9 protein-coding genes and 1 pseudogene are annotated in these 13,694 nt (G+C 72.8%); 9 read left to right on the forward strand and 1 reads right to left on the reverse strand.

Annotated elements, in window-relative coordinates:
• Positions 1 to 90 precede the first annotated feature (90 nt).
• The 3 genes from OFY01_RS12430 (at position 91) to OFY01_RS12440 (ending at position 2,189) form a co-directional block, all read left to right on the forward strand.
• On the forward strand, positions 91 to 717 hold the full coding sequence (locus tag OFY01_RS12430; RefSeq protein ID WP_266599220.1) for a TetR/AcrR family transcriptional regulator: 627 nt from the start codon (positions 91 to 93) through the stop codon (positions 715 to 717).
• 61 nt (positions 718 to 778) lie between these two features.
• On the forward strand, positions 779 to 1,480 hold the full coding sequence (locus tag OFY01_RS12435; protein ID WP_266599222.1) for a ribonuclease HII: 702 nt from the start codon (positions 779 to 781) through the stop codon (positions 1,478 to 1,480).
• Positions 1,481 to 1,547: 67 nt separating this feature from the next.
• Positions 1,548 to 2,189, forward strand: coding sequence for a hypothetical protein (locus OFY01_RS12440; RefSeq protein ID WP_266599224.1), 642 nt, complete (start codon positions 1,548 to 1,550; stop codon positions 2,187 to 2,189).
• Positions 2,190 to 2,245: 56 nt separating this feature from the next.
• On the opposite strand, the gene OFY01_RS12445 is transcribed toward OFY01_RS12440, so the two are convergent.
• Entirely contained in the window at positions 2,246 to 2,884 is a 639-nt protein-coding gene (locus tag OFY01_RS12445) for a hypothetical protein (protein WP_266599225.1), read from the reverse strand.
• 304 nt (positions 2,885 to 3,188) lie between these two features.
• On the opposite strand from OFY01_RS12445, the pseudogene OFY01_RS12450 reads away from it, so the two are divergent.
• From OFY01_RS12450 to OFY01_RS12475, 6 genes and pseudogenes are all read left to right on the forward strand, one after another.
• Positions 3,189 to 5,348, forward strand: a pseudogene (locus OFY01_RS12450) (RecQ family ATP-dependent DNA helicase).
• A 113-nt stretch (positions 5,349 to 5,461) separates the two neighbouring features.
• Positions 5,462 to 6,889: a DUF4192 domain-containing protein gene (locus OFY01_RS12455; RefSeq protein ID WP_266599227.1), complete on the forward strand. Its 1,428-nt coding sequence runs from the start codon at positions 5,462 to 5,464 to the stop codon at positions 6,887 to 6,889.
• Positions 6,890 to 7,197: 308 nt separating this feature from the next.
• The gene (locus OFY01_RS12460; RefSeq protein ID WP_407700329.1) at positions 7,198 to 9,420 is read left to right on the forward strand and encodes a glycogen debranching N-terminal domain-containing protein; all 2,223 of its coding nucleotides are present in this window, start codon (positions 7,198 to 7,200) and stop codon (positions 9,418 to 9,420) included.
• Between the two features lie 109 nt (positions 9,421 to 9,529).
• A complete protein-coding gene (locus OFY01_RS12465; protein ID WP_266599231.1) occupies positions 9,530 to 10,291 on the forward strand; it encodes an NUDIX hydrolase in 762 nt (253 codons plus the stop codon).
• A 186-nt stretch (positions 10,292 to 10,477) separates the two neighbouring features.
• On the forward strand, positions 10,478 to 12,523 hold the full coding sequence (locus tag OFY01_RS12470) for an ABC transporter ATP-binding protein (RefSeq protein ID WP_266599233.1): 2,046 nt from the start codon (positions 10,478 to 10,480) through the stop codon (positions 12,521 to 12,523).
• Between the two features lie 162 nt (positions 12,524 to 12,685).
• Positions 12,686 to 13,570 (forward strand): FadR/GntR family transcriptional regulator, encoded by an 885-nt coding sequence (locus OFY01_RS12475; RefSeq protein WP_266599235.1) that lies wholly within the window; start codon positions 12,686 to 12,688, stop codon positions 13,568 to 13,570.
• Positions 13,571 to 13,694 lie beyond the last annotated feature (124 nt).

Genomic DNA, 13,694 nt, shown 5'->3' on the forward strand with positions numbered 1-13,694 from the left:
CTTGATCTTGCGTTGACGAGACGGCCGCGACGATGCAACCTCCGTACGAGCGGCGACGATTCCCCTCGGCCGCTCGTTGGAGAGATGACCATGGTTACTTCGCGTTGGACGGCCGCCCCCGCTCAGGCGGCCACCTCCCCGCGCAGGCGTGGACCCGTGCTGGAACGGGCCATCCTCGACGCGACGCTGGAACAACTCAGCACGGTCGGCTGGAACGGCCTCACGATGGAGGGCGTCGCCGCGGGCGCCCAGACCGGCAAGGCGGCGGTCTATCGTCGCTGGCCCTCGAAGGAGGACCTGGTCGTCGACGCGCTCCAGGCCGGCCTTCCCGTGCTCGACTCCGCCGCGGACCACGGCGGTGTGCGCGAGGACCTCCTGGCGCTGTGCCGGCGGCTGCGGCAGGCCATGTTCTCCAGGTCCGGTCTCGCGCTCAGCGCTGTCATTCACGAATGCGACACCATCGCCGCGGAGCGGTTCCACTCCGTGATCACCGAGGGCGTCGTCGAACCGGGCGTCGAACTGATCAAGGAGGTTGTACGTCGTGGCATCGACCGCGGCGAGGTGCGACCTGACGCGGCGAACGCGACCGTGTGCGACGTGATCCCCGCGATGATGATGTACCGCAGCAAGATGTGCGGCAGCGAATGGGAAGACGGGGAACTGGTCGACCTCATCGACCAGGTGATGGTGCCGTTGCTGACCTCGCGCCCGGAGTGAGAGCGCGGTGCGCCGTACCGGGTGTCGCGGCGGTCCGGTGGCGGCGTAGGCTGGAGCCGCCATGCCCTACGAACCACCCACCCACACCGTCGAGCGCTCCTTGCGCGCCACTACCGGAGCGAAGATCGTCGCCGGTGTCGACGAGGTCGGGCGCGGTGCCTGGGCAGGCCCGGTCACCGTATGCGCCGCCGTCACAGGACTGCGCCGACCGCCGGCAGGGCTCACCGACTCCAAGCTGATCACCCCCAAGCGACGTGAGACGCTCGCGGAGGAGCTGGAGGGCTGGGTGACCGCCCACGCCCTCGGCCACGCCTCCCCGGAGGAGATCGACGAAGTCGGCATGACGGCGGCGCTCCGGCTCGCCGCGGTGCGGGCCCTCGAAGGGCTTCCCGTGCGACCGGACGCGGTCATCCTGGACGGCAAGCACGACTACCTCGGTGACCCGTGGCAGGTCCGTACGGTGATCAAGGGGGACCGTTCCTGCGTCGCCGTCGCGGCGGCCTCCGTGATCGCGAAGGTCCGTCGCGACAAATTGATGGCCGAACTGGGCATCGACCATGCAGACTTCGGGTTTGCGGCCAACGCCGGATACCCGTCGCCGGTGCACCGTGCCGCGCTGGAGGAGCGGGGACCCACCCCGTACCACCGGTTGTCGTGGGCGTATCTTGATGCGCTGCCCCAGTGGCGGCACCTCAAGAAGGCCCGCACCTGGGCGGACGCGAGCATTCCGGAGATCGAGGGCCAGCTCGGCTTCGACTTCTGACCGCCGCGCTCGCACGACAAGGCACCCGCCGACGCGACTCGCACCTGCGTTTGATAGATATCAGCCTATGCCTCTCATTCCCGAGGAGCCTCAGATTCACGAGAGCGCCCAGGGTCCCCGCGCCACGCCGGCCAGCAGCCGTACCGCGCCGACCCCCCGTCCCGTACCCGGCCCGCGTCCCGCGGCGCCGCCAAGGCCCGGCCGACCGGGCCCCGCACGGCCCGCGCCGCCGGCCCAGCGCGCCTCGGGCGGTGCCCCGAAGCCCGGCCCGGCCAAGCCCGCGCCCAAGCCTCCCGCCGCACCGCCGCCCGCGGCGGCCGACGCGCAGCTCCAGGTCATCCCGGCCTCGACCGACGGCGCGCTGGACGCCGCCGAGGAAGCCGTCGACCTGCTGCTCGACTCGGGCCGCGCGCCCGGCGACGTACTGGTCGTCACCACGGGCGAACTGCACCCGTGGGCCGCGCACGAGAAGTCCTTCGGTGAGAGCGCCTACTGGGCGCAGCACGATGCCGGGGACGACGTGTTCTACGCGGACGCCTCCGCGCTGAGCCGGGCCGCGTCGCGGCCCGTGGTCGTCGTCGCCGTGAACGGCGGCGCGGACCAGGTGACCGCCGCCGCGCTGCCGCTGGCACACGCGCGTGCCGGCTCGCTGCTCATCGTCTGCGGCGAACCGGAGCGCGTCAACGGGCTGCTGGCCGCTCGGGCCTGACACACCGCCTGCCGACCGCCCCGGGCCCACGGGAGTCGGCGGGCGGTCGCTCGTGCTCAGCGGGCCGCCGCTCGGCGCAGCAGCTCAGTCGCGGCGCCGCCGGTTCGCACCGCGGGCTCCGGGTCCACGCCCAGAGCCTGGTCGGCGGAGCCGACGCTGGGGCGGCGACCGCCCCGCTCCTCGCCGAGCACCTGCCAGCCGTCCCGCGTCATGGTGATGTAGGCGCCGCAGCGCAGGCCGTGCAGGGTGCACGCGTCCCGCAGCCCCCACATCCACGCCCCGTCCTCAGGGGTCCAGCGGATGTCGCCGTCCCGGCAGTAGAGCAGGACGGCCGTCCGTACGGGCGCGCGCCTGCGCAGGTCGTGCGGGATCACGCGGCGCAACTGGCTCAGCAGCGCGTTGCGGAACGTCCATCCGTCGGCCGGGCTCGCCCGCCGGGCGAACGAGGCGCTGGCTCTGAGCCGTTCCTCCGGGTCGAGAACGGCCACGACCGCGGTCCGCGCGGTCGGCCGGTGGCGTGTGTGCAGGCCGCTGACCACCTCGCGCGGATTACGCAGCAGGGGGATGCCGGCCGCCGCCCACTCCGCGGGGTCCAGCAGCCTCGTGGGGCGGTCGACGGTCTCGGCGGATCTCGAGGAGCGCATCGCGGAGGCGGGCATCGACGATGCCGGGGACGGAACGAATCCGAAGGTCACGGTCCTCCCTTCGGCGACACCCCTGCCTGCGGGCAGGGTCGGACTGGGGGAGCGCACCGCGGAACAGTCCTGCCGGACCACGGGGAGCGTCCCCCGATTCTTCCCGTCGCACCGGCGCACGGCAACGAGCAAATCGGGCCCTCGGGCCGGTATCTGGCGATGCGTCGTCAATATCCCTGCCCACAGGTGAGGCCCAGGATGCGGATCTCGCGATGCGCGGCGGTGAACCTCGTCACGGCGACAGCCACACCTGGGCTCACCGGCCGATTCGCCGATTGTCAGTGGCGTCGGGTTGCATGGAGACATGAGCGATCTGGAGCTGCGCACCGAGGCGGACGCGATCCTGGCCGAACTGGTAGGCGATCCCGACGGGACCGCGCGCCTGCGGGAGGACCAGTGGCGTGCGGTGGCGGCTCTGGTGCAGGAGCGAAGGCGCGCCCTGGTCGTGCAGCGCACCGGGTGGGGCAAGTCCGCCGTGTACTTCGTGGCCACCGCGCTGCTGCGGCGGCGCGGTTCGGGCCCGACGGTGATCATCTCGCCGCTGCTCGCACTGATGCGGAACCAGGTGGAGGCGGCGGAGCGCGCCGGTATCCGCGCACGCACCATCAACTCGGCCAACCCGGAGGAATGGGAATCCACCTACGGAGAGGTGGAGCGCGGCGAGACGGACGTCCTTCTGGTCAGCCCGGAGCGGCTCAACTCGGTCGACTTCCGTGAACAGCTGCTGCCCAAACTCGCCGCCACAACCGGCCTCCTGGTGGTCGACGAGGCGCACTGCATCTCCGACTGGGGCCACGACTTCCGCCCCGACTACCGGCGGCTGCGGGCCATGCTCGCCGAGCTCGCCCCCGGCGTGCCCGTGCTGGCCACGACGGCGACCGCCAACGCGCGCGTGACCGCGGACGTCGCCGAACAGCTGGGAACCGGCGCCGGCGAGGCCCTCGTGCTGCGCGGACCGCTCGACCGGGAGAGCCTGCGGCTGGGTGTGGTGCGGCTGCCGGACGCCGCGCACCGCCTGGCCTGGCTGGCCGAGCACCTGGACGAACTGTCCGGCTCCGGGATCATCTACACGCTGACGGTCGCCGCGGCGGAGGAGGCCACCGCCTACCTCCGCTAGCGCGGCTTCGCGGTCGCGTCGTACACGGGCCGCACGGAGAACGCCGATCGGCTGCAGGCCGAGGAGGACCTCCTGGCGAACCGGGTCAAGGCGCTCGTCGCGACGTCCGCGCTGGGCATGGGCTTCGACAAGCCGGACCTCGGGTTCGTCCTGCACCTGGGCTCCCCGTCCTCGCCGATCGCCTACTACCAGCAGGTCGGGCGCGCAGGGCGCGGCGTCGACCACGCCGACGTACTGCTGCTGCCGGGGCAGGAGGACGAAGCGATCTGGCGCTACTTCGCTGACACCGCCTTTCCGCCCGAGGCGCAGGTCCGCCAGACCCTTGCGGCCCTCGCGGAGGCGGGCCGGCCGTTGTCCGTGCCGGCCCTGGAGGCCGCGGTGGAGCTGCGGCGTACACGCCTCGAGACCATGCTCAAGGTCCTCGATGTGGACGGGGCGGTCAAGCGGGTCAAGGGTGGCTGGCAGAGCACCGGGCAACCCTGGGTGTACGACACGGAGCGGTACGCGTGGGTGGCCCGGCAGCGCGCCGCGGAACAACAGGCGATGCGCGACTATGTCGGCACGGACCGCTGCCGTATGGAGTTCCTGCGGAGGCAGCTGGACGACGAGGGCGCTGCTCCGTGCGGTCGGTGCGACAACTGCGCGGGCCCCTGGATCGGGGTGAGCGTGTCGGAGCGGACGCTGACCGCGGCCGTCGAGGAGCTGGACCGACCCGGGGTGGAGATCGCCCCGCGCCGCATGTGGCCGACCGGCATGCCCGCACTCGGCGTCGAGCTGAAAGGGCGTATCCCCGCGGCGGAGCAGTGCTCGACCGGGCGTGCGCTGGGTCGGCTCTCGGACATCGGCTGGGGCAACCGGCTGCGCCCGCTCCTGGCGGAGAACGCTCCTGATGCGCCCGTGCCGGACGACGTCCTGCGCGCAGCCGTGGCGGTCCTGGCCGACTGGGCCCGCGCGCCCGGCGGCTGGGCACCGGGCGTGGCGGACGCGATCGACCGGCCGGTCGGCGTGGTCGCGCTGCCGTCCATGTCGCGGCCGCAGCTGGTCGGTTCGCTCGCGCAGGGCGTCGCGGACATCGGCCGCCTGCCGTTTCTCGGCACCGTGACCTACACCGGGCCCCGTGGGCCGCACGCTGTGCGGCGCAGCAACTCCGCACAACGCCTCAAGGCGCTCTCCGGCTGCTTCGCCGTCTCCGACGACCTGGCCGCGGCGCTCACCCGCGTGCCCGGCCCCGTCCTGCTCGTGGACGACTACACCGACTCCGGCTGGACACTCGCGGTCGCCGCTCGACTGCTCCGCCGGGCAGGCGGCGGACAGGTTCTTCCCTTGGTGCTCGCCACGGCGGGCTGAGTCAGACGCGTGTGTCGCGTCACCGACGGGCTGTGGACAACCCATGACATGTCCCTGATTCAGGTTGTCCACAGAGAAAAGCGGAATTTTGAAGTCCGGTGCATGGTCGTCCCATGACGAATCACAGCGAGCCCGTCGGTGTGACCGGCGAGGCCAAGATCAACCTCCGCACGGCCGGTGAACTCGCAGAGGCGCTGCCTTACCTGCTCGGATTCAGGCCGGAGCAGAGCATCGTCCTGATCGCCCTGTACAACGGCCGATTCGGCGGCCGGGTGAGGCTCGGCCTGCCCGAACACCCTGATGACTGGACGGCCGTGGCCGAGCAGATGGCGTGTTGTCTGGTCGGGGAGTGCGAGCGCAGGGACGGACGGCCCGACAGCATCATCGCGTTCCTCTGCCAGCAGCCGGTGAACGCCGGGGTGGACAGCGGACGGGAGGTGATGGAGCGGCTGCGGCCCCTGGCACAGCGGCTGCGCACCGCGTGCGGCAGCCTGGACGTGCCGGTGACCGAGGCCCTGTGTCTTTCGGACGGCAGGTACTGGTCCTACTGCTGCCCGCGTCGAGAGTGCTGCCCGCCCGATGGCAGGCCCATCCCCGCCGGCGAAAGCTCGGTGATGGCAGCCACCGCCGCGTACGCGGGCATCCAGGTGCGCGCGTCCGCACCGGAGATGAGGTCACGCCTCATGCCCCTGGAGACAGCGCTCGTAGCCGATCAGGCGCGGGCGCTGGACGCCGCCTCATGGGACCTCGTGCCCAGAATCCTCACCGACGCCTCGCGGGACGACGTGGAGAAGGAAGTCCTCGATCTGGCCCGCCGAATCATGCGGCGCTTGGCGGCCGCACCGAAGCGCGCGGACGCGGGCGAGGCCGACCGGCAGGACGACGGGCTGCTGGCTGACGACGAGGCCGCGATGTTGATCATCGGCCTGCAGGACCGGCTCACCAGGGACGGCGCGGCCGCATGGATGGAGGGCGAGGAGGGCGCGCGGGCGCTGCGGCTGTGGAGGGCATTGGCGCGGCGGTGCGTCGTGCCCTATGGGGAACACGCCGTGCCGTCACTCACCTTGGCGAGCTGGGTGGCCTGGTCCCTGGGGGACACCGCGGAGGCCGACCAGGCACTGGAGATGGCTCTGACCCTCGACCCCTGCTATGTCTTCGCCCGCCTTCTGAACGAAGCGCGGGCCGCGGGCCTCGACCCGGAGCCGGTTCGCCGTGCCCTGCGCGCAGGAGCGGCTCACCGGCCCGACCAGGAGGAAGCGAGCGACCAGGGCCAGGGCAAGGGCGACGACGGGGGACCGGGCGAGCGGGACGTCAGGGACCCGCGGGGCGCGCGCCCCGTGTCGAGGGCCGTGCCGGTCCCCGGCGGCGCCGGAGGCCCGGACATGTCCCGGGCCGTCAGGGGACTGGAGGCGGCGGTACGCCGCAGGGGCGCGCGTCGCCCCACTGCCGGCAGCCGTCCCGCCTGGGCGGGCTCACGGGCTCCGCGTCGCCCCGTGATGCGCCGCAGGGCAGGGCGGCACCGAGGCAGGAGCGACGGATGATCACGGCCGCTGGGGAAGGAGTCCGCCGCGCGGACAGAGAGTTCATCCCGGCGCCGGAGCGTTACTCGGGACCTGGCCGCGCCGTTCACTCGTGTGGTGGCGGCGACGGCCGGGGCGTGCCGCCGACACGACTACTGGCCCGGCAGGATGCCGTCGCTTGGCGCGACCGCGCGCGAAAGGAGGTCCCACGTGGGGGAGCTGGGTCTTCACACGTTCGGCAGAGCGTCCGACCGGCGATGTACGGGCAAGGGGGCGGCGCGGGGGCGCCCGGCCGCCGCTCAAGAGGTGCGGCCGAGCCCGCGGCAGGAATGGCCGCGGGCCCAGAGGTACGAGGAGCCGGCGGCTCTCGCGCCCGATGCGGTCTGCCGGCTGCGCGGGGCAGTGCCGCCCGCGGTGGTGGCGGTCCCGCCCGCGGCAGCGGGAGGGAAGCGGTGACGACGCCGGACACGGTACGCAACACCCCTCCCGCCGTACCGGCCGCCGACAGCGCCGAAGCCCTCACGCCCGAACAGACATCTCCTCCACGTGCGACCGGTCAGACATCCCCCCGGGGCCGCCGACTCCGCGCAGTTCCCCGACCGCTGGCAGAACTCCCCTCGGTGCACCGTTCGTTGGTCTGCGTGGCCCTGCCCGGCCTCGCGATCTCCTCAGAGGACGGTCAGCTGACCGGTCGCGGTCTCGAAGGGTTCTACCGGTCCGGGCGGCGTCTGCTGTCGCGATGTGAGATCCGGGTGGCGGGCCGCGCCCCCGGGGCGGTCCTGGCGCGCATGGTCTCGGCCGACCGGGCGCGATTCGTGGCGACCGTGAGAGCGGCCGCCGATGCGGGGCCCGATCCGGACATCGTGGTGGAACGGACCCGGCACGCCGACGGGACCGAGCGGATCACTCTGAGCAGTTCGGCGCCGAGACCGCTCCGAATCCCGCTGGAAGTGGCGCTCGGCACCGACCTCGCGGAACTGGGCTCCGTGGCCGCCGGACGGCCCGGACGCGAACTGCCCGCCACGGTCCACGACGCCGGGATGCGGTGGTCGTCACCGTCGGCTGTCTGTGTGGTCGCGGCGACCCCCGCGCCGACCGATGCTCTGGCCTCGGCGGGGTTGCTGCGCTGGGAGCTTGAGCTGCCCCCGGGCGGAGCCCACAGCGTGGAGCTGCGCGTGCGGGCCGGCGGCACACGCGTGGGCAGGGCCGAGGACCAGCCCGCGGTCCGTCCCCTGGCCCGCGCCCAGGCGCGCGGGGACGATCCGCGGGTGGCCCCCCTCCTGCATAGCTGCATCGACGACCTGCAGGGGCTGCTGGTGCGTGACCCGGCGCATCCGCCGGACGTCGCCCTCGCAGCCGGTGTCCCCTGGCGCTGCGGAACGGCACCCGCGGAGGCGCTGGCGGCCGCCCGGATGACTTTGCCGCTCGGGACACGCCTGGCCGTCGGCACACTGCGCATGCTCGCCCGCACCCAACACCGCGCACCGGGACCGGAGTTCGGCAGGATCCCGGGACCGCTGCGGCACACCGGCGCACAGGAGCAGCCGACCTGCACCGGCATCGAGGCCACGTTGCTGTTTCCCGTGGTCCTGGCCGAGGCCAGGCGCTGGGGGCTGGCCGACCGGGATGTCGCCGAGCTGCTCCCCCCGGCCGAGCGCTGCCTGCAGTGGCTGCTGGCCGCGGGCCGCGAGAGGCTGTACGTTCCCGATCCCGGCCCTGGGGGACCACAGCGGTGCGAGACCCAGGCGCACGCCCACCGGGCCGCACTTGTGGGAGCTGATCTGCTCGACGCCTGTGCCAGACCCGGCGGCTCCGAGCTGAGGCAGTGGGCGCAGGCGATGCGGGCGGCCTTCCGGGAGGACTTCTGGGTCGAGGACCGGGCGGGCGGGCGCCCCGCCGCGCTGCGGACCCCGGAGGGGTGTGCGGTCCCGCGGCTGGTCGGCGCCGCCGCGCATCTCCTCGACACGGGCCTGCTGGGGGCGGGGCGCCTCGCGCCGGGGCTGCTGGACCGGGTGCAGACGGAGCAGTTGGCGAGGCTCCTCGGTGGGCCCGGGCTCGACTCGGGCTGGGGCCTGCGCAGCTCGGCGACCAGGGAACCGTCGTACAACCCGTTCGGGCATAGCGCCGGAGCGGTGCGCGTGCGGGAGACCGCGGTCGCCGTCTCGGGCCTGGCCGCCGCCGGCTACGAGAAGGAGGCGGCCTCCCTGCTCACCGGTCTCGTCGGCGCTGCCGAGGCGTTCGGCTACCGGCTGCCCGAGATGTACGCGGGGGAGCAGCGGATCGCGGGAGGTGCTCCGTTGCCGCACCCCTCGGCCTGCAGACCGGCCGCCGTCGCCGCGGCCGCCGGTGTGCACGTCCTGGCCACGCTCGTCGGTGTCCGCCCCGACGCGCCCGGTCGGACGGTCGCGCTCTCCCCGTTGCGCGGAGCACCGCTGGGCGAGGTCGGACTGACCGGTCTGCGAGTGGCGGGGCACGGTTTCGCCGCGCGTGTCAGCAGACTCGGCGTCGCCATGGTCGAAGAAGCGGCGGACGACCTGCAGCTGGGAGTGTGACCGGTTCGGGCCGGGGCTGGACGCGTGCCGACAGGGCAGGGCGCGGACGGCCGAGGACGCAACGATCGGAGGGAGTGTTTATCGTCAGGCAGACGACTATGATCGTTCCATGTCACCCTACGACCCGTCGGCCTTCCCACCCTTCGCTGTCACCGTCGACCTGGTCGTGCTGACCGTGCGCCGTCACGCGTTGTGCGCGCTGGCCATCCGGCGTGGGGAACCGCCGTTCCAGGGGCGTTGGGCACTGCCCGGCGGCTTCGTGCGCGACGACGAGGACCTCACGGCAGCCGCCGCGCGTGAACTGGCCGAGGAGACGGGGCTGATCGCCCACGACCCGGGCGCGCCGACTCCGGACAACGGCGCGCATCTGGAACAACTGGCGACATACGGCGACCCGCACAGGGACCCGCGGATGCGTGTGGTCAGCGTCGCCCATCTGGCGCTCGCCCCTGACCTGCCCGCGCCGCGCCCGGGCGGCGACGCGAACAGTGCGCGCTGGGCGCCGGTCGAGGCCCTCCTGAACCAAGGGGGCTACGGCCGGGACGGGGAACAGGCCGCGCCGCTCGCCTTCGATCACGCGCGAATCCTCGCGGACGGCGTCGAGCGTGCACGCTCGAAGATCGAGTATTCCTCGCTCGCCACAGCGTTCTGCCCGCCGGAATTCACCGTCGGCGAGCTGCGGAGGGTGTACGAGGCGGTCTGGGGAGTCGCCCTGGATCCGCGCAACTTCCACCGCAAGGTGACCGGGACGCCCGGATTCCTCGTGCCGACGGGTGGCACGACCACCCGTCAGGGCGGGCGGCCTGCCCAACTCTTCCGCGCCGGCGGGGCGACGCTGCTCAACCCCCCGATGCTCCGTCCGGAGGTCTGAGCCCCGTTTGGAGGTCTGGCAACTCCCCGTTGCCTGCGCGTCTCCGGTGTCCGAAGATCTTCGGACACACCTGCCCGAAAAGGCGGAAATATCGCGTTATCTTGCTGCGGTACCCGCGGGGCCCGTCCGTCGCCACACATGGGCGGCCCCGGCCGCCGAGCGGTCACCCATCCTGTGAGGCAAGCGATGATCCAGGCCATCGGACTGACCAGCAGCACACGCAAGGAGAGGCCGCCCGCCGTCGACGACGTGTCGTTCGAAGCGCACCCGGGCCGTGTGACGGCGCTGCTGGGCGCCAGAGGGGCCGGCAAGACGACCGTGGTGCGGATGATGCTCGAGCTTCAACCGGGGCGCGGCATCACGTACTTCAGAGGACGTCCGCTCCACCGCATCGCCCACCCCGCACGCGAGGTGGGTGTGCTGCTCGGTGACGTCCCGGGCCACCCGGCGCGCACGGTCCGCGGGCAGTTGCGCATGCTGTGCTCGGCGGCGGGGGTTCCCGGACGGCGTGCCGATGAGGTGCTCGAGGCCGTCGGCCTCGTGAGTCTGCGAGATCAGCGCCTCGGCGTCCTGTCGCGTGGCATGGACCGCCGGCTGGGCCTGGCGTGCGCCCTGCTCGCGGACCCGCACACGCTGGTGCTCGACCGGCCGGCTGCCGGTCTGTCGGCGCGGGAGAGTGCCTGGTTGCACGACATGCTGCGCGCGCACGCGGCACACGGCGGCACCGTCTTGTTCACCACGGACGACACCAAGGAGGCGGCGCGCACCGCGGACCGCGTCGTCACGCTCGTCGACGGCACGGTGGCCGCCGACCAGGAGGCGACGGACTTCGCGCGCACCCGGCTGCGGCCTCGCGTCGCGGTCCGCAGCCCGTACGCCGCCAGGCTCGGCGTACTCGTCACCAAGGAGGCGCGCACGGCGAAACGGTCCGTCGAGGTCGTGGCAGAGGGCGGCACGAGGCTGTCGGTGTACGGCAGCAGCTGCGCGCAGGTGGGGGAGATCGCCTTCCGGCACGGCATCCTGGTCCACCAACTGGCCGACGAGATCGGGGATGCGAACCCCGCCGCGCCGCGGTGCTCGGACACCGCCGGTGTGCGTTCCTCCAGCGGCGGACGCTCAGCGGAACAGGCCGACGGGCAGGGGGCCGAAGGACTCGCCGGAGCCGGGGGGCAGGAAAGGGGCGAGGCGGCTGGTGGGAGCGCGGAACGCGGGGGTGCTACCGGGCCCACGCCCCTCGACTCGCCGACAGCCGACCCTCCGGCCGCAGGCTCCCCGGCGGCCCCCGGCGTCTTCGTCCCCCTGGCCGACGACACGGCACCTCCCGGCATGCGACCGTCCGGCACGTGGCCTGCAGAGGCGCCCCCGGCCGTCGTGCCGGGCGACGGCCCGGTACCGTCGGACACCGATGCCCGGCCTGCGACGGGATCCGCCCTTCTGCCACCCCCCATCACCGTCCGGTCGGCGCGCGGTCCCTTGCGTCCGCTGCGCTACGAAGTCCGTCGTGCCACGGGCATCGCCACCGGATACGTCACCGTGGGTCTGGTCGTCGCCGTCTCCGCGCTTCTCTCCGTCTTCCTGGCCCGCGTCGGGCACACGCCCCAGGCGCGTCTGCTCGCCGCCTGGCCGCGCGAGCTGCCGCTGCCCCCCGCCGCCCTCGGGGCCGGTCTGCTCGGAGCCGTTGCCTTCGGCGACGAGTTCCGCCACCCGGCGCTCGCCGCCGATCGCGGAACGGTCCCGCGGCGCCTGGGGCTTCTCGCCGCCAAACTGCTGGTCGGTGCCGTGACTGCCGTCCTCATGGCCGTCGCGGTGGTCGCCTGCGACGCCGCGCTGCTCCACCTCGTATACGGACCGGAGCTCACGGAAGTTCCCGCCGACTGGTGGTCCACCGGCGCCAGTTGGCTGATCCTGGTGATCGCGTGCGCTTGGGCGGGGGTCCTCGCCGCGGGAGTGTTCCGGTCCACCACGGCGGGGCTCGCGGCGGTCGTGGCTGTTCCGATTGTCATCGTCCCGCTCGTACAGAGGGCCTTGTCGGGACCGTCTGTGCGAACAGCCGCAGGGCTGCCGAACCGGCTGAGCGGACTGACTCTCGTGCACTGGCCCTTCGGCTCGGAGCGCCTCGCCGTCGCCGCGGTACGCATGGTCGCCCAACCCGTGGGCAGCGCCCTGATGTTGTCGATCACCACGCTGCTCTGCGCATATCTGGTCACGGTGTTGCACCCACGTCTGCGGTGACTGATGCGGAGCGAGGTGTGGCGGTGTGCTGACCACAACTCCCCACAGGCGACGATTTCTTTCCGATAAGGCGTCAATTGCAGTGAGGGCGGCGATCACCCTTTCGTGTGCTTTTCACCAAAGCCCTCAAGGGAGTTGGGGACACCGCCGACAACTCAATGCGTGAGTACCCTTGCGCACACCATGATGACCACCGCCCGCTCCGCCGATTCCGGCCTCGCAGGACCGGGCGAACTCGACCGTTATCCCTATGCGGAGCCGGCCGCCGACCGTGTCGGGGCGCCTGTCTGGGAGAGCGCGGACCAGGACCTCGGCCGCGTGGGCCGACGAGCAGCGGGCAACCGCGGCCGCGGTCTGCACGGGCAGCTGGTCCAGCAGCTCGGGCAGATGATCGTCTCGGGGGACCTGGGTGCGGACCGCCCCTTGGTGCCGGAGGAGATCGGCCAGCGATTCGAGGTGTCCCGTACCGTCGTACGCGAGTCGCTTCGCGTCCTGGAGGCCAAGGGCCTGGTCAGCGCCCGTCCCAATGTGGGCACGCGGGTCCGCCCGGTCAGCGACTGGAACCTCCTGGACCCGGACATCATCGAGTGGCGTGCCTTCGGTCCTCAGCGCGACGACCAGCGCAGGGAGCTGAGTGAGCTGCGCTGGACGATCGAACCGCTCGCCGCACGTCTCGCCGCCGGGCACGGCCGTGACGACGTGCAGCAGCGCCTTGCCGACATGGTGGAGATCATGGGCCACGCGCTCGCGCAGGGGGACGCGATCACCTTCTCGCGCGCCGACGCGGAGTTCCACTCGCTCCTCATCCAGGTCTCGGGCAACCGCATGCTGGAGCACCTCTCGGGCATCGTCTCCGCGGCCCTTCAGGTGTCGGGCGGTCCCGTCACCGGCTGCGACCGCCCCAACGAGACGACGGTCGCCCACCACGCCCGCATCCTGGAGGCGGTCGCCACCGGAGACGGGACGGGTGCGGAGGCGGCGATGCGCCAGCTGGTCACCGTCCACCCCGAGGTGGAGCGCGTGGTGCCCGCCCCCCGCGAGCACTGACCGGGTCCGACCGGACGGACGGACCGGATGTCGCCGGACGGTGTTCCGCGTCTGCCCAGAGGCGGACCGACACGCCGTCCGGCGGCGCGGCGGCGCGGACGCGGCGACCCGGTCGGCCCCGTGG

This window comes from Streptomyces beihaiensis (genome assembly GCF_026274175.1).
GTDB classification, from domain to species: domain Bacteria; phylum Actinomycetota; class Actinomycetes; order Streptomycetales; family Streptomycetaceae; genus Streptomyces; species Streptomyces beihaiensis.

Excerpts from the sequence above, each read along its gene's own strand:
- OFY01_RS12430 (WP_266599220.1), top strand. The coding sequence starts at position 91 with ATGGTTACTTCGCGTTGGACGGCCGCCCCCGCTCAGGCGGCCACCTCC.
- OFY01_RS12435 (WP_266599222.1), top strand. The coding sequence starts at position 779 with ATGCCCTACGAACCACCCACCCACACCGTCGAGCGCTCCTTGCGCGCC.
- OFY01_RS12440 (WP_266599224.1), top strand. The coding sequence starts at position 1,548 with ATGCCTCTCATTCCCGAGGAGCCTCAGATTCACGAGAGCGCCCAGGGT.
- OFY01_RS12455 (WP_266599227.1), top strand. The coding sequence starts at position 5,462 with ATGACGAATCACAGCGAGCCCGTCGGTGTGACCGGCGAGGCCAAGATC.
- OFY01_RS12460 (WP_407700329.1), top strand. The coding sequence starts at position 7,198 with ATGGCCGCGGGCCCAGAGGTACGAGGAGCCGGCGGCTCTCGCGCCCGA.
- OFY01_RS12465 (WP_266599231.1), top strand. The coding sequence starts at position 9,530 with ATGTCACCCTACGACCCGTCGGCCTTCCCACCCTTCGCTGTCACCGTC.
- OFY01_RS12470 (WP_266599233.1), top strand. The coding sequence starts at position 10,478 with ATGATCCAGGCCATCGGACTGACCAGCAGCACACGCAAGGAGAGGCCG.